Source organism: Halolactibacillus halophilus (genome assembly GCF_900115605.1).
GTDB classification, from domain to species: domain Bacteria; phylum Bacillota; class Bacilli; order Bacillales; family Amphibacillaceae; genus Halolactibacillus; species Halolactibacillus halophilus.
In genome coordinates, this window is sequence record NZ_FOXC01000049.1 from 1 (window position 1) to 15,733 (window position 15,733).

Sequence of the window (15,733 nt, forward strand, 5' to 3'; positions counted from 1 at the left end):
GATGAGTGATTCTTTACTCTGGTTTCAAGCACTAGCTTGTCTTACTTTATTTCTTAACTTTACTGTGTGTGTTATTCAGTTTTCAATGGTCAAATGTAAGTCGCTGTTCTTTCGGCGACAAGCTATATTATATAACGTTTAGCTTATCAATGTCAACAACTTTTTTATTTTATTTTGTCGCGTTTATGTTACTAATTTGGCGACTTGATTAATATAACATCTCCTATCAAGATGGTCAAGGCTTTTCAATAAAAAATTCTCGTTTAAGTGAAATAACTTCCCTTCACTTAAACGAGAACTTGATTCAATCTTTGTCATGTCATGCAATTATTCACCACTTAGTCACGATGACGCATTTGCGGGAACAGCAATACATCACGAATAGACGGGGCATTGGTTAACAACATAACCAAACGGTCAATGCCGATACCGAGTCCACCTGTTGGTGGCATACCATATTCTAATGCTTCTAAGAAGTCTTCATCCATTTCATGCGCTTCATCGTTACCCGCTTCTTTTTCTTTCACTTGCGATTCAAAACGTTCGCGCTGGTCAATTGGATCATTTAACTCAGAGAAAGCATTCGCATGCTCACGACGGACAATGAAGAGTTCAAAGCGATCCGTAAAGCGTGCATCTTCTTTGTTTTTCTTCGCTAATGGTGATATCTCTACTGGGTGACCATATACAAAGGTTGGTTGAACGAGGTGCTCTTCAACTTTTTGTTCAAAGAATTCATTTAAAACATGGCCAAAAGTCATGCTATCTTTAATATCTACGCCGTGCTCTTTCGCAAGTTCACGCGCTTTTTCATCTGACATTTGCTCAAAGAAATCAACACCAGTATATTCTTTAACAATCTCAGCCATGTGGACACGTTTCCACGCTGGTGCTAAATCGATAGACTCTTCACCGTATTGTACAGTCGTTGAACCGATCACTTCTTTTGCAATATGTGCGACCATATTTTCAACAAGGTTCATAACGTCATGATAATCTGCATACGCTTCATATAGTTCAAGCATCGTAAATTCAGGGTTGTGTCGGGTTGACACCCCTTCATTTCTAAAGACGCGGCCGATTTCATATACTTTTTCTAATCCACCAACAATAAGACGCTTCAAGTGTAATTCGATCGCAATTCGCATATAAAGTGTCATATCAAGTGCGTTGTGGTGCGTAATAAACGGACGTGCCGCTGCTCCGCCAGCGATACTGTGCATCATCGGTGTTTCGACTTCTAAAAAGCCCGCTTGGTTTAAATAGCTACGCATCGACTGAATAATCTTACTCCGCATAATAAAAGTTTCTTTGCTATCCGGATTCGTAATTAAGTCTAAGTAACGTTGACGGTAACGTTGTTCAACATCTTTTAAACCATGGAATTTTTCCGGTAACGGACGTAGTGACTTAGTTAATAGAAGAAACTCATCAACTTTAACTGACAGTTCACCTACTTTTGTTTTAAATACTGTCCCGCTTACACCGACAATATCACCTAGGTCACTCGTGTTAAACAACTGGTAGTTCTCTTCACCAATCGCATCTTTACGTACGTAAAGTTGAATTTGATCTGTTTGATCTTGAATATGAGAAAAACCAGCCTTGCCTTTTCCACGCTTGGTCATAATACGACCGGCAATCGTCACACGAATACCTTTTTCCTCTAAAGCTTCTTTCGTTTCTTCGCTATACACTGCTTTAATCTCACTTGCTGTATGCGTTCTTTCAAATTTATCACCAAAAGGATCAATGCCTTGGTCCATGAGTTGGTTAAGTTTATCTAAACGCACCCGCATATGTTCATTTAATTCTTCTGACATGTTGATCACTCCCACTATATATATTTTCTGATGTTTTCCCTTGCCTACTATAGCACATTTTCTCACAATTATCTTAAAAAATCTGTGTGAAATAGATTTTTCATTAAGATAACGCTTGTTGTTTGAACTCACTCTTAAAGTGAGACAACAGTTCTTCTAACTCTGCTCTTGGATCGATTTGATTGATGACCCTTCTTATTCTATCACTCCCAGGTAAATCTTTTAAGTACCACGCGGTATGTTTTCGTTTTTCTATCATCTGCCTTCATTCTGCTAATCGACCGGCACGCAAACGAAAGGCTCAGTTACTAGCACCCGGCACTAACACGACTTGATTAGAGCTTGTTGCATCAACAATTTGAAACACATATCCTCCACTTTACTGACCAGAACTAATCGCTATTGACACCACTTGTTTACCTACTTACTTTACACTTGTTCGTCATTTGGTTGATACAAGCGCACATCATTCAGCTCATCTTTCGTTAGTTTTGCCACTGCCTGCTTTACTGTTAGACCGGTTTCTGGAATATTTATGTCTGTTGCTATATCACTTAAAGGTACAAGGACAAAGGCCCGTTCAGTCATCCGTGGATGTGGGACGACAAGGTCATCTGTGACGATATGTTCCTCATCATAAAGTAAAATATCTAGGTCAATGGTTCTTGGTCCCCATCTAATGTCACGCTTTCGACCAAGTTGTTGTTCGATTGTTTGAATTGCCTGAAGTAAAACATGGGCTGACAACGCCGTCTCAATCATCACTACTTGGTTTAAAAAGGCCGCTTGGTCGGTGTAACCGACTGGTTCTGTTAGATATAACCTAGACGCCTCAACAATTTCGATCTCATCATAATCACCCAATAACTTGCGCGCTTTCGTTAAGTAATCAACTGTCGGTTCTATATTAGACCCTAACGCAATATATGCCTTAATTAGACTCACGCCCTCTCGTCATTTCTACTGCTACTGACTCGTAATGACCGGGAATAGGTGGATTTGGTTTGATGACTTTAATTGTTAGTTGTTGAATCAGCGGAAACGCCTGTAACACTTGATCACTCACCCGTTCAGCAACCGCTTCAATCAACTTTAACTGTTTTCCTTCGACCACCGTCTTGACTGTTTCATAAACATGACCATAATGCACCGTTGCTTTTAAGTTATCATTTACCCCCGCTGCTTTTAAATCTAGCTCTAAGACCAAGTCCACTATAAAAGTTTGACCCAGGGTATTTTCTTCTTTCAGAGCACCGTGATAGCCATAAAACTGTAAACCATTTAAATATATTTTATCCATCGTATCCCTCACCTTTTCCGACAAGCACATCCATCATCTCAATCACGCGTTTGTTTAATTCTACATTATGGACTCGAACGATATCTGCGCCATGCATTATTCCAAAACAGGTTGTCGCCGCTGTTGCTTCATCACGTTCATCTACGGAGCGGTTCGTCGCATAGTGAATGACTGACTTTCGTGATGTCCCGAGTAATACCGGATAATTGAGCGTTTGTAAAAATGCCATCTCTTTTAACACAGCCAAATTCTCCGGCTTGTTTTTTTGAAAGCCAATACCCGGGTCTAAAATAATCAGTTCATCATCCAATCCATGCCCCTTTGCAATTTCAATACTTTCGATTAAATCACGTTTCACATCCGCTATCAACGCTTGATAATCAGCTTGTTTGCGGTTATGCATAATAACAACGGGCACATCATACTTCTGGCAAAGATCAGCGATCCGTGCGTCATATTTTAACCCCCAAATATCGTTCACCATATCGGCGCCAGCTAAAATCGCCGCTTCTGCTGTTTCGCTTTTAAATGTATCAATTGAAATGTATACATCTAGCGCTTGTCTAATCGCTTCAATAACCGGTACAACCCGATTGATCTCGTCTTCAACAGAGACAGGCGTATAGCCCGGTCGCGTTGATTCACCACCAACATCGATAATATCGGCGCCTTGGTCAACCAAATTTCTTGCTTGGTCTACTGCTCGTTCAATCGAATCGTATTTCCCACCATCAGAAAAAGAATCAGGCGTCACATTTAAAATACCCATAATCCACGTTTTCTTTGATAGATCAATCCGCTGTTTACGCAAACGAATATACTGACTCATCATACCCCCCCTTATCATTAAAAAAGACCCTGATCGCCTCATGATAAATATGTCTTTCATTTTATCATGAATCGTGCGATTTTACAGAGTCTATGCGTTAAAAAACACTTACCCATGTAGGATAAGTGTTTTTCTAAGCTATTCTTCGTCGAATTGATAGAGCGGTGTTGAAAGATAGCGTTCACCATTACTTGGGATAATCGCTAGCACTTTCTTGCCTTTTCCTAATTTCTTCGCGATCTCTTTTGCCGCATATAAAGCAGCACCAGATGAGACACCACCGAGTAAACCTTCTAAGCGCGCCGCTTCACGTGCAGTTTCATACGCCTCATCATTGGTTACCGTAAAGATTTTATTGTATACGTCAGTATTGAGTGTGCCTGGAATAAATCCAGCACCAATCCCTTGAATTTTATGTGGACCTGGTTCGCATCCAGATAGAACCGCTGAACCTTCAGGCTCTACTGCATAAATATCAATATCAGGGTAGTGTTCTTTTAATACACTACCAGCACCCGATATGGTACCACCTGTACCAATCCCACTTACAAATGCATCTAATTGGTCACCCATCGCTTCCACGATTTCTGGACCCGTTGTTAGCTTATGAACCGCCGGGTTAGCCATATTCTCAAATTGCTGTGGCATAAAATAGCCGTGAGCTTCTTTTAATTCTTCTGCTTTTTGAATTGCGCCTTTCATCCCTTTAGATCCGGGAGTTAAGACAAGTTCAGCTCCGTAAGCGCGTAACAGATTACGACGTTCAAGACTCATCGTATCCGGCATAACGAGTACCGCCTGATAGCCTTTAGCTGCTGCAACCATCGCAATTCCAATACCTGTGTTACCACTCGTCGATTCAACAATCGTATCACCTGGTTTGATAGCACCGTCTTTTTCGGCTTGTTCAATCATTGCTTTTGCAATCCGGTCTTTCACCGAACTACCTGGATTCATGTATTCTAACTTTGCATATACCTCAGCATCTTCTGGTCCTGTTAAACGATTAAGCTTCACAATTGGGGTACGGCCAATTAAATCAGTTATCGATTGAGCAATTGTCATATGAAACGCCTCCTAATTCCGAGTAATCTTATTTGAATTAATTAAATTATACACAACAACACAATCAGTTGTCAATAAATCCACTCAACATCGTGCGCTTCCCAGAGTGTTTGAGCATCGGGTAAATAAGCAAGTTGTTCGATCGCCAGTTCGGTTCTAATGTAGTCCCTAACATCCGCAAGTGATAAAGTCACTGCCGGTAAGTCGCGTCCTAAATAAACAATCGAATAACCTGAACCATTTCGGAATGGTTCGCTATAACTATACGCATCTAATAGATTGACACGTGATTTATAATCCTCGGTTAAAAAGGTCGAGTCATCTGAGTAAAAACCTAAATAACCACCCGTTTCAAGCATCTCCTCAGTCGTTGCGTATTCGCGCGCTAAGGCGTGAAAATCCGCCCCATCTTCTAGCGCTTGGTAGATGGTGTCCGCCACGCCCTTACTCGCTACTTCTATTTCTGACAACTCAATCCAACGACTGAAATTAAAATCTTTTTGATGTTCTTGGTAATACGCGTCAATATCAGCATCTGATACTGACACCTCTCGCGTTAACAACCGTTCCATCAGTAACCGCGACTGAATATTATCCCGCCACAGCGCTTCTTTTTGAGCGACTTGGTTTTCTGGTAACTGACCATAAAGGGTATGCATTCGCATGACTTCTAAATCAATAATTCTTTCATTAATATCAATATTTTCTTCTGCGCTTATTTTTTCTGTTATTTCCTCGGTGATTAATGCTTCTAATGCTTCTTTACCGTAATGGGTTTCTAAATACATCATCCATGTATCAAATGCGATTGGTTCACCATCAATTTCAGCGACCGGTTCATTTCGATCAGCTGATTCACGCGTTAAAAAATATGTTGCGCCATTAGTCACAAGGATAATGGCCAAAAAAACGAGTAATTTTTTCATCAGCTTATCGTTTCTCTCCTTTACTATTCGAGTGAATCTGTTTGTTTTAATTCCGCGAGTGCTTCTTTTGTTAGGTGATAATGCTCATTACAGAAGTGACACGTCGCCTCTGCACCACCATCTTCTTCAATCATTTGATCAATCTCTTCATCACCAAGACCGCGAATCGCATTTTTAATTCGTTCAAGTGAACAAGAGCAGTGGAAGCGAACCGGTGATGTTTCTAATACGCGAACATTGCCTTCACCAAAAATCTTTACTAGCATATTTTCAGGTGAGAGACCTTGTTCGATCATCGCACTAATCGCTGGCATTTGACTTATATTCTGTTCAATTTTGTCAATCATCTCATCCGTCGCACCAGGCATAACTTGAATAATAAAGCCACCAGCCGCTAAGATAGTATGATCAGGATTTACTAAAACACCAGCCCCAACAGCTGAAGGTACTTGTTCTGATGTGGCAAAGTAATACGTGAAATCTTCACTTATTTCACCTGAGACCATCGGTACTTGTCCAGTAAAGTGTTCTTTTAAGCCTAAATCTTTCACAATACTTAACGAACCATCGGTCCCAACGGCACGACTAACATCTAACTTCCCTCGGTCATTAAGGTCAAAATCAACATGCGGGTGAGTAATATAACCTCTCACGTCACCTTTCGCATTGGCATCAGCAACAATTGGACCAACTGGACCATTCGCTTCAATTTTTGCAGTTAGTTTATCTTCCCCTTTTAACATTGCTCCCATCATTGCACTGATCGTCATCGTACGACCCAGCGCGGCCGAAGCTGTCGCCCATGTATCGTGACGACGACGAGCTTCCTCTACTAGTTCTGTTGATTTAATCGCATAGGCACGCACTGCACCTTCATACGCTAATGCTTTTACTATATAATCTGACATCTTTTTTCTCCTTTACTGTTTTACACTTTTTATTGTTTTACTTTATCATATATCGAGCGCAACCCTTTTAAAGTAAGCATTGGGTCAACGACATCAATTGTTTCTGACTCATCGGCGATCAAATGGGATAACCCACCGGTTGCGATCACCGTTGCCTCACTACTTCCTTCTTGTTTAAATCTTTTAACCATTGCATCAACCTGACCAACATAACCAAAGTATAATCCTGACTGCATCGCTTCAACCGTCGACTGACCAATTGTATGTTGTGGATGATTGATTTCTACCTTCGGTAACTTCGCTGCTTTTTCATACAGCGCTTCAAGCGATAATTTAATCCCTGGTAAAATTGCACCCCCAACATAAGACGCGGTTTCATCGATATAGCAAAGTGTTGTTGCTGTACCAAAGTCAATAATAATGAGTGGCGCTCCGTATGATTCAATCGCCCCTACGGCATTTACAATCCGATCCGCCCCTATTTCTTTCGGGTTAGGGTAGGTCATTTTTAAGTACGAATCAATCGGGTACTCTCCGACGACAATCGCTTCTTTCTTAAAATATGTTGCGACCATCTTTTCTAAGGCATACATCATCGTTGGCACAACGGATGAAATAATTACATCTGTCACAAGGTCGAAGGTTAAACCGTGATACCGGAATAAATGATCAATCATCATGCCAAATTCATCTTCTGTTTTATGACGATCGGTTTTAATCCGCCACTGGTTGGTAATTTTCTCACCCTCTAATAGGCCAATCACCGTATTCGTATTCCCAACATCTATCACTAATAACATATACGTCACCATCTTTTCTTCACCAGAATATCATCCGTCACCATTTTAATGGTTTTTCACGATTGAAACAATTAAAAAACCTTTACCGTGATACATCGGAAGACAAAAGACCAGTCGGAAAGCAAGAATCCGCTAACCACACTGGTCTTTTAAAAAACATTTATTTTTCTGTTTCGTCTTCTTTTAATTCATCAATTGAACTTGGTGCATCTTCAGTTGTTGAATCGGCTTCAGAAGTCATTTCTGTTTCTTCCGCCTCATCCATTGTTTCTGTCACATCTGTTTCTTCTGCTTCAACATCAATCGGCTCATCATCTGCTTCAGGTAATTCCCCTGTTTCGTAAAGAGCTTTAATTTGACGTGCATCAAGCGTTTCAACCTCAAGTAATGTTTGAGCAACAAGTTCTAACTTATCACGCTTATCCGTAAGAATCTCTTTAGCTTTTGCATAACATGTGTTGATAATCTCTTGCATCTCTTGGTCAATAAGATAAGCGATTTGATCACTATAGTTCGCTTCATTTTGCATGTCGCGACCTAGGAATACTTGGCCACCACCACTACTGAATTGAATTGGACCAACCTTATCACTCATACCGTACTCAGCAACCATCTTACGCGCAATTCCTGTGGCACGCTGGAAGTCATTGTGTGCTCCTGTAGAGACTTCACCGAAGATGACCTCTTCTGCGACACGCCCTCCGAGTAGGCCGGTAATCTTATCGAGTAGTTCTGGCTTGGTCATAAAGTAGCGGTCTTCACGCGGTAACATAACCGCATAACCACCGGCTTGTCCACGTGGGACAATCGTTACTTTGTGGACCATATCTGCTTCATCAAGTACCATTCCAATGATCGTGTGACCACTCTCATGATACGCGACAATATTACGTTCTTTCTCAGAAATAACCCGACTCTTCTTCGCTGGTCCTGCGATGACACGATCAATCGCTTCATCAACGTCGACCATGCCAACTTTCTTCTTATCTGTACGTGCAGCAACAAGGGCCGCTTCATTCAGTAAGTTTTCCAAATCAGCACCAGAGAAACCTGGCGTCCGCATCGCAATGGTCTTTAAATCAACATCTTCATCTAAAGGCTTATCGCGTGCGTGGACTTTCAGTACCGCTTCACGACCTTTTAAGTCTGGGCGATCTACTGTAATTTGACGGTCAAAACGACCTGGACGTAATAAGGCAGGATCTAAAATATCCGGACGGTTCGTTGCCGCTATAATAATGATTCCTTCATTATCACCAAAGCCATCCATCTCAACGAGTAATTGGTTTAAGGTTTGTTCGCGTTCATCATGACCGCCACCAACACCAGCACCACGTTGACGACCCACAGCATCAATCTCATCGATAAAGATGATACAAGGTGAGTTTTTCTTGGCATTTTCAAATAAGTCGCGTACACGTGAAGCACCGACACCGACAAACATTTCGACGAAGTCTGAACCACTAATTGAGAAGAACGGTACGCCCGCTTCTCCAGCAACCGCACGCGCAAGTAAAGTTTTACCTGTACCTGGAGGTCCCACTAATAGAACACCTTTAGGGATTTTCGCTCCAATTGCAGTAAATTTACGCGGGTCTTTTAAGAAATCGACTACTTCGATTAATTCTTGCTTTTCTTCATCCGCTCCAGCTACATCAGTGAAACGTACTTTTTTCTTTTCTTCTGAATACATCTTCGCTTTTGACTTACCGAAGTTCATCACACGGTTACCACCACCTTGTGACTGGTTCATCAAGAAGAAGAAAATGACGATCACAATGATAAACGGCGCAAGAGCTGTTAAGAAGCTTAGAATTGCACTTGGCTGTTCTTCTTCTTTCACCGTGATAACCTCTTGGTTTGCCCCTTCGCCATAAACCGACGTGACAATCTCTGATTGTTCTGGAATATTTGTGATAAAAGTTTGTTCTTCCTCACCTTTTAATACCCCAGTAATACGCATGACCCCATTAGATGGTCGCATTTCCATTTCTTTTACTTCTTCATTATTGAGCACCTCGATAAATTCATCAGCGCGCAATTCTTTTGTTTCATTTGTTCCTGTCGTAATTAATGACATCACCGCCATTAATACTAAAAAAATTACAGCATAAAATAATAAATTACGTGTTAATCGATTCATTTCATTCCTCCTCCCAAACGAGAAAAACTATAGTACATCGTACCACACCAAATTCAACTCCTGCAACTGAAGTGATTCGCTTGATGTGATTTTCTTCACCGGATTTTTCGTTTGTTTATTATCTCGTATTATTCTGCTTGGTCTCCACCATAAATATGTGGTTTTAATACACCGATATATGGGAGGTTACGATACTTTTCTTGATAATCGAGGCCATACCCAACAACAAATTCATTTGGCACTTTAAAACCAACAACGTCAGCGGTAATGTTTGCCGTACGTCCTTCTGGTTTATCTAGCAGTGTCACAATCTTAATTGATTTAGCCTTACGATATTTGAAAAGGTCAACAAGGTAGCTAAGTGTAAGACCACTATCAATGATATCTTCAATAATTAAAATATCACGACCTTCAACTTTCGTATTTAAATCTTTCTCAATCTTCACTTCACCTGATGACTTCATACCGCCACCATAGCTTGAGACATCCATAAAGTCCATTTCTAGATAAGTATCCATGTGACGTAAAATATCCGACATAAACGGAAGCGCACCCTTTAATACGCCAACCGCTAGTGGAAAACGATCGCGATATTCTTCACTTAGTGCTTTTCCTAATTCTTCACACTTTTGATCAATCTCTTCTTTCGTCACTAATATTTTCTCGATGTCATTATGCATCATAATCCTCCTACATAGTTTAAAATGATTTTTTTTGATACATTAATTTCACATACTGTTTGGCTTCCACATGTGTTTGTATGAACGGTTTCGTTAATCCCATCACCCATACGACATGATCATGTTGATCAACTAATAGTGGCCATTGATCACGCTGGTCTTGAGGGATTTTCTGATCAATAAAGATACGACTTACTTTTTTATGGCCGTCAAGTTCAGGCAAATAGATTTTGTCTCCTGCTTTTCTCGTACGCACGTGATACACCTCTTGATTGTACAAAGTATACGGTAAGTAGAGACAATCTTTTGTCACGTCGCTCTTTTCACCAACGATGGTCTCTTCAAATGATAACTGTCGTTGATCAGAGACAGACGCTTTGTTATTAACCGTTTTTTCACAAGTCTGCTGATCTTTAAAACAAAACATCAACCGGTGATAAACTTGTCTCATCACAAGTCCGTCTGGTAAGTCAACTGAACGATGACCATCCGTATGTTGAAGTAAGCCGAAAAAAGCCGTTTCATGTTTATAGCTTAAACGAGATGGAAGTGTATCATACAGATAGTTTAATATTAGATGAAACAAGCGTCTTTGTAAAGCACGAGCCTCTTTTTTCACAACGGAAATATCAATCAAAACCACTTGATTATCCTGTCGTTTTTCAACCCATTCATCAAATCGCTTCTCGGCTTCTTTCATTAAGTAATCATTATCCTCTGTTAGATGCGACATTAACACATCTGTCGTCTTTAATACTTCCGGATTAAATTGTTTAAGTCGTGGGATTACGTGGTGCCTAACAGCATTGCGCCGGTAGTGATCATCCGCGTTAGACGGATCTTCTCGGTACGGAATCTGTCGCGTTTTGACGTAGTGATAAAGATCCACTTTCGCGACATGAAGGAACGGTCGGATTAACCGCTTATCACCGAAGCCCCTGACTTCTGGCATCCCTGTAAGTTGACGCGGGTCCGTTGATTTAACGAGGGCCATGACTAGCGATTCAGCTTGATCATCGGCGTGATGTGCAAGAACAAGTGTATCACAGTCATGCTTATTCATAACATTTTGAAACACTTGGTAACGCAACGCTCTTGCGGCCACTTGTGTGCCGGCCCCGTGCGCTTGTTTAAAACTTACGACATCAACAGACGCACCGACCACAGGAATCCCTCGCACCTGGCAATAGTTTTCAACAAACAATCGGTCCGCTTCAGACGCTTCTCCTCTAAGCATATGGTCGACTGTCACTACCATAAACGAGAACGTTAAGTCTTTCGATAGACGATTAAACACATCTAACATCGCCATTGAATCAGCCCCGCCACTAACGGCGAGAAGCAGCTTTTCACCTGGCTGAATAAGCTGATTCGTTACAATATGATTTTTCACTTTTACATACATACACATGACCTTCTTTTTATATAATTGTTTCCAGTACGCATAAAACTAGGTGATTGGGTTATACCTCTTTTCATTATACAAAAAATCTACCCTTTTTGCGCTGCACACATTGCAATTTATTCCTAATATCACAAAAAGGCCTATTCTTTACATGATAACCAATAGTAACAACTTTAAGCAACCTTCACATATAGACAAGCGACACCTAACATCCAACAGCGCCTATAGACTCACACATAAATATAACCAATAACACAAAGATTTTAACGAATGCCCTTGACACTTTTTTCAGTCTGTTGTATTATATCACTTGTGACTTTCTTATGGCGGTGTAGCTCAGCTGGCTAGAGCGTACGGTTCATACCCGTGAGGTCGTGGGTTCGACTCCCTCCGCCGCTACCATATTACCATTAACTTTTTTACATATATAACACCCGCCTGTCTCTGGACAGGCGGGTGTTATTTTAAGTTGCATTAATTGGCTCTATACTAAATGTGGTGGCATCCCTTAATCTGATATAGCTCACTTTTAGTCAGCGTGATTCTTTTAAGCGCTTGTTTAAACACGTCATCCAGCGCTTTGTGTTCATCCCCTCGTCCTTCTAACATACTCAATTTAGCCAAGACTTCTTGTCGTCTTATTTTCAGTGTCAGTATATCTATATCGTATTGTTCTGATTGTTCGGAACGTCGTTGTTTATAAATTCGTTGATCATAAAAGACCAACTATAAATCGGTGACTTTCCCAGTGAATGTGAGACGATGATCAGTGTACCTTAATCGTTCATTAACGTTTTCCCTTGAATGAAGATCCAAATGATTGGTTAACAGTAAGACATCCACTATCTGACTAAAAGCATCTGCTAGATGAAACTTTAATTGCTCACCACCACTCAACTGTTGGTACGGCATCTTAGACACGTCCCACCCACTCAAGAGGCGGTGTCTTTCCCCGCTCTCATTGGTCGGTTGATATTGTTTGATATGTCACCTCATAATATGAGGCTTATTATTTACAATCAATTATCCTTAAATACTTCATCTAGACTTCGACCATCTACACCATTAAGTTTAACCCCTAAAATACAAGCAATCGTCGGTGCAACATCAACCATCTCAATCTCACCTACTTGTGCATTTGCTTTTATGTTTTTACCCGAAATAATAAAGTTACAGCGGTAGTTTTCTTGTTCCGTTGTGTAACCATGGGTCGCATATTTTTCACCACGAGCGGTTAAATCGACAACATCTTCATCTGATAAATCATCTTCGAAGCTGTACCCTTTTGTTGCCTCAAGCATATAGTGAATCGACGGCTCAACATGGAGCTCGTCTAATTCTGCTCGCTTATATAGTTTTTTTACCCCGTATTTAGAATCCGCCACAATATCATTCATGATAGCTAACGCATGTGCTTCCGCTTCTTTGTCACCATCTTTTATATGTAAGTAGGCAGCTCCACCAGTACTTTGAAAGTAAGCTCGCCACTCATTTGTTTCTTCTATTAAACCGTGTTGTTTTAATAGATTGTTTAAGTATACCTTAAACCTCACATCAAATTGACCGTGATCGCCTAACACAATAAACACTGTCTCTTCCATTATGCCGGCCTCTTCTGTGGCTTTGATGATATCTCCGAGACGTTTGTCCATCCGCTCAATGACCGCATCAACTGCCTGATTTTGTGTACCATAGGCGTGCTTCGTATCGTCTAAATCAATTAAGTGCAACAGCATCAAATTCGGTTGTTTACGTTTAATCGTATCAACAGCACAAGCTGTTGAAAAGTCATCCAAATACGGTTGACTCGTTCCTTTCCGCATCTGCCCGTACTTTAATTCGAGTCCTAAACAATACAAAGGACTGCCATTTTTCAACACTTTTAGCGCTTGATTCTCGCCATTAATCGCAACAACTTCGGGCAAGTTATAAGTAATACTTGATTTTGCGGTTACTGGCCAAAGAATACCCGCGCTTGTTAAACCGTTAGCTTTTAAGACGTCATAAATCGTTGGCACGTTTAAATCATCACGATACCAATGCCAGGCCTGGTTATTGGCTTTTACAAAAGGCTGAAGCGGATTGTTGTGACTCACCCCGTGCTTATTCGGATAAACACCGGTCACCATTGTTGAGTGAACGACATAGGTCATCGTTGGATTCACGCTTTTTAGTTTTGTTGTATGTACACCATCCGCCACAAGTTTTTGTAAGTTAGGTAATTTTTTTGCTTGGTTAAAGTGATCTTCTGAGAATGCATCATACGATACCACTATTACATGTTCAGCAAGTCTTCCGTTTAATCGTTCCACATCTCTTCCTCCTCAAACTGGTTAGACTAAATCTCTCGGCAAGGTCATAAATACCGTTAAACCAATGATAAACAAAGGGATAATCGCTAAAATACTATACTGAGCATTACCCGTTAACGATGTTGTTAGAGCCATCAAGGCAGGTCCCATAATCGCCGCGAACTTCCCAAAGATATTGTAAAAACCAAAGAATTCATTTGCATTCGCTTTCGGAATAATTTTTGCATAATACGACCGGCTAAGTGCTTGAATCCCTCCTTGTGCTGAGCCAATTAACGCACCTAAAATAAAAATATGCCAAACCGATGTAATGAAAAAGGCCGCAATGCAAGCGACGATATACGTCAATATTCCGGTAATAATCATCGCTCTAGAAGAATATGTTTTAGCTAATGTACCGTATAAATACGCACAAGGAAAAGCGATTAATTGAATCACCAGCAAAATACCAAGCAACGTAAACGTATCTAACGCTCCCGCATCTAACACTGACGTCGCATACGGAACCACCATCTTAATAATCGTATCAACACCATCAATATAAAAGAAATAAGCAATTAAAAAGATAAAGACAACTTTGTATTGGCGAATATTCTTAAACGTCTGAAACAGGCGTTTAAAACTATTCTTCACCGGTTTTGGCTCAGGTGCAACGTAATGTTTCTGATGAACATCACGATACATTGGTATCGTAAGCAGACCCCACCACAGCGCGGTCACGATAAATCCCGCTTGATAACCGAGAACTTGGTCCATCCCTAACCATAAAACAAGCAAAAGACTAATTCCAAAAGGAATGACACTCGCAATATAACCGAAAGCAAATCCCATCGTCGATACTTTATCCATTCGCTCATCAGTCGTCACATCCACTAAAAAAGCATCATAGAAAATATTCGCACCTGCGAAACCAATCGACGATAACACATAAAAGAGAATCAATAATTGCCACTGTCCACTTTCTGGTGGTACGACGGCGAGAAACACGGTAGCCGCAATACCTAGTACCGCAAAGAAGATAAAAAAGCGTTTCTTCTTATCTTTATAGTCGGCGATTGTACCGAGGATTGGACTTAACACGGCAATGATAATACTGGCAATCGAATTAAAGTACCCTAATGTCATACTGCTGTCGACACTATCAAACATACCGAAAACAATCGGCAACAGCGCTGTCGTGATCGCCATCGAATAAGCCGAATTACCACAATCATATAAAATCCATGAGCGTTCTTCCTTTGTTAATTTCATGTCACGCCTCCTTTAAACCCTTCATAAGAAGAGTGTAGCACAAGAATGTAAATTTAAAACGATATCTTTGTAAAAAATTATCATTAAATAGAGGTTACCGTGCCACTCAGCATGAACGGTGCAATCAAGCTGCGTGAACTACCCACCACTTACCACCCTTTCGGGTTGCTTGAAGTGGAGGCTTCTTGGGTAATCGCCACTTTTGGTAGCTGACGAAATTGACCAAGCTAACCCTCTTGTTCCAAGAGTTTATATTTTTATTAGGCACTTACTAATAAGCGAATGCCTTCC

At 40.8% G+C, this 15,733-nt stretch carries 16 protein-coding genes and 1 tRNA gene; 1 reads left to right on the forward strand and 16 read right to left on the reverse strand.

The features are described 5' to 3' along the window. Window positions 1-338: 338 nt before the first annotated feature. The 12 genes from lysS to tilS all read right to left on the reverse strand — a co-directional run bounded on the left by lysS (window position 339) and on the right by tilS (window position 11,879). Window positions 339-1,823, reverse strand: a complete 1,485-nt coding sequence (gene lysS, locus BM098_RS12135; protein ID WP_089833733.1) for a lysine--tRNA ligase — start codon at window positions 1,821-1,823, stop codon at window positions 339-341. 103 nt (window positions 1,824-1,926) lie between these two features. Next, entirely contained in the window at window positions 1,927-2,082 is a 156-nt protein-coding gene (locus BM098_RS13510; protein WP_159430192.1) for a hypothetical protein, read from the reverse strand. Window positions 2,083-2,252: 170 nt separating this feature from the next. Next, window positions 2,253-2,768, reverse strand: coding sequence for a 2-amino-4-hydroxy-6-hydroxymethyldihydropteridine diphosphokinase (gene folK, locus BM098_RS12140; RefSeq protein WP_234987499.1), 516 nt, complete (start codon window positions 2,766-2,768; stop codon window positions 2,253-2,255). After that, entirely contained in the window at window positions 2,755-3,123 is a 369-nt protein-coding gene (gene folB / locus BM098_RS12145) for a dihydroneopterin aldolase (RefSeq protein WP_089833736.1), read from the reverse strand. The genes folK and folB overlap by 14 nt, the downstream gene beginning before the upstream one ends. Next, window positions 3,116-3,952: a dihydropteroate synthase gene (gene folP, locus BM098_RS12150; RefSeq protein ID WP_089833737.1), complete on the reverse strand. Its 837-nt coding sequence runs from the start codon at window positions 3,950-3,952 to the stop codon at window positions 3,116-3,118. The genes folB and folP overlap by 8 nt, the downstream gene beginning before the upstream one ends. Before the next feature lie 138 nt (window positions 3,953-4,090). Continuing rightward, window positions 4,091-5,017: a cysteine synthase A gene (gene cysK / locus BM098_RS12155; protein WP_089833740.1), complete on the reverse strand. Its 927-nt coding sequence runs from the start codon at window positions 5,015-5,017 to the stop codon at window positions 4,091-4,093. Between the two features lie 71 nt (window positions 5,018-5,088). Continuing rightward, window positions 5,089-5,943: a peptidyl-prolyl cis-trans isomerase gene (locus BM098_RS12160; RefSeq protein ID WP_089833742.1), complete on the reverse strand. Its 855-nt coding sequence runs from the start codon at window positions 5,941-5,943 to the stop codon at window positions 5,089-5,091. 23 nt (window positions 5,944-5,966) lie between these two features. Then, window positions 5,967-6,851, reverse strand: a complete 885-nt coding sequence (gene hslO / locus BM098_RS12165; RefSeq protein WP_089833744.1) for an Hsp33 family molecular chaperone HslO — start codon at window positions 6,849-6,851, stop codon at window positions 5,967-5,969. 29 nt (window positions 6,852-6,880) lie between these two features. After that, window positions 6,881-7,651: a type III pantothenate kinase gene (locus BM098_RS12170; RefSeq protein ID WP_089833745.1), complete on the reverse strand. Its 771-nt coding sequence runs from the start codon at window positions 7,649-7,651 to the stop codon at window positions 6,881-6,883. 160 nt (window positions 7,652-7,811) lie between these two features. Then, window positions 7,812-9,794 carry an ATP-dependent zinc metalloprotease FtsH gene (gene ftsH / locus BM098_RS12175; RefSeq protein WP_089833747.1) on the reverse strand — a complete coding sequence of 661 codons (1,983 nt, stop codon included), beginning with the start codon at window positions 9,792-9,794 and terminating at the stop codon, window positions 7,812-7,814. 128 nt (window positions 9,795-9,922) lie between these two features. Further along, window positions 9,923-10,474, reverse strand: a complete 552-nt coding sequence (gene hpt, locus BM098_RS12180) for a hypoxanthine phosphoribosyltransferase (protein ID WP_089803609.1) — start codon at window positions 10,472-10,474, stop codon at window positions 9,923-9,925. A 19-nt stretch (window positions 10,475-10,493) separates the two neighbouring features. After that, a complete protein-coding gene (tilS, locus tag BM098_RS12185; RefSeq protein WP_159430193.1) occupies window positions 10,494-11,879 on the reverse strand; it encodes a tRNA lysidine(34) synthetase TilS in 1,386 nt (461 codons plus the stop codon). A 325-nt stretch (window positions 11,880-12,204) separates the two neighbouring features. Between tilS and BM098_RS12190 the strand changes: the two genes are divergently transcribed. Continuing rightward, window positions 12,205-12,281: transfer RNA gene (locus tag BM098_RS12190), tRNA-Met, on the forward strand. An 87-nt stretch (window positions 12,282-12,368) separates the two neighbouring features. Here BM098_RS12190 and BM098_RS13825 read toward each other — a convergent pair. The 4 genes from BM098_RS13825 to BM098_RS12210 all read right to left on the reverse strand — a co-directional run bounded on the left by BM098_RS13825 (window position 12,369) and on the right by BM098_RS12210 (window position 15,442). Continuing rightward, a complete protein-coding gene (locus BM098_RS13825; RefSeq protein WP_089833751.1) occupies window positions 12,369-12,605 on the reverse strand; it encodes a hypothetical protein in 237 nt (78 codons plus the stop codon). Next, complete coding sequence (locus BM098_RS12200) at window positions 12,606-12,791, reverse strand: P-loop NTPase family protein (protein WP_089833753.1); 186 nt, start codon at window positions 12,789-12,791, stop codon at window positions 12,606-12,608. Window positions 12,792-12,898: 107 nt separating this feature from the next. Continuing rightward, on the reverse strand, window positions 12,899-14,191 hold the full coding sequence (locus tag BM098_RS12205; protein ID WP_089833755.1) for an alkaline phosphatase family protein: 1,293 nt from the start codon (window positions 14,189-14,191) through the stop codon (window positions 12,899-12,901). Between the two features lie 21 nt (window positions 14,192-14,212). Further along, the gene (locus BM098_RS12210; protein ID WP_089833757.1) at window positions 14,213-15,442 is read right to left on the reverse strand and encodes an MFS transporter; all 1,230 of its coding nucleotides are present in this window, start codon (window positions 15,440-15,442) and stop codon (window positions 14,213-14,215) included. Window positions 15,443-15,733 lie beyond the last annotated feature (291 nt).

Excerpts from the sequence above, each read along its gene's own strand:
- lysS (WP_089833733.1), bottom strand. The coding sequence starts at position 1,823 with ATGTCAGAAGAATTAAATGAACATATGCGGGTGCGTTTAGATAAACTT.
- BM098_RS13510 (WP_159430192.1), bottom strand. The coding sequence starts at position 2,082 with ATGATAGAAAAACGAAAACATACCGCGTGGTACTTAAAAGATTTACCT.
- folB (WP_089833736.1), bottom strand. The coding sequence starts at position 3,123 with ATGGATAAAATATATTTAAATGGTTTACAGTTTTATGGCTATCACGGT.
- folP (WP_089833737.1), bottom strand. The coding sequence starts at position 3,952 with ATGAGTCAGTATATTCGTTTGCGTAAACAGCGGATTGATCTATCAAAG.
- cysK (WP_089833740.1), bottom strand. The coding sequence starts at position 5,017 with ATGACAATTGCTCAATCGATAACTGATTTAATTGGCCGTACCCCAATT.
- BM098_RS12160 (WP_089833742.1), bottom strand. The coding sequence starts at position 5,943 with ATGAAAAAATTACTCGTTTTTTTGGCCATTATCCTTGTGACTAATGGC.
- hslO (WP_089833744.1), bottom strand. The coding sequence starts at position 6,851 with ATGTCAGATTATATAGTAAAAGCATTAGCGTATGAAGGTGCAGTGCGT.
- BM098_RS12170 (WP_089833745.1), bottom strand. The coding sequence starts at position 7,651 with ATGTTATTAGTGATAGATGTTGGGAATACGAATACGGTGATTGGCCTA.
- ftsH (WP_089833747.1), bottom strand. The coding sequence starts at position 9,794 with ATGAATCGATTAACACGTAATTTATTATTTTATGCTGTAATTTTTTTA.
- hpt (WP_089803609.1), bottom strand. The coding sequence starts at position 10,474 with ATGCATAATGACATCGAGAAAATATTAGTGACGAAAGAAGAGATTGAT.
- tilS (WP_159430193.1), bottom strand. The coding sequence starts at position 11,879 with ATGTATGTAAAAGTGAAAAATCATATTGTAACGAATCAGCTTATTCAG.
- BM098_RS12200 (WP_089833753.1), bottom strand. The coding sequence starts at position 12,791 with ATGCCGTACCAACAGTTGAGTGGTGGTGAGCAATTAAAGTTTCATCTA.
- BM098_RS12210 (WP_089833757.1), bottom strand. The coding sequence starts at position 15,442 with ATGAAATTAACAAAGGAAGAACGCTCATGGATTTTATATGATTGTGGT.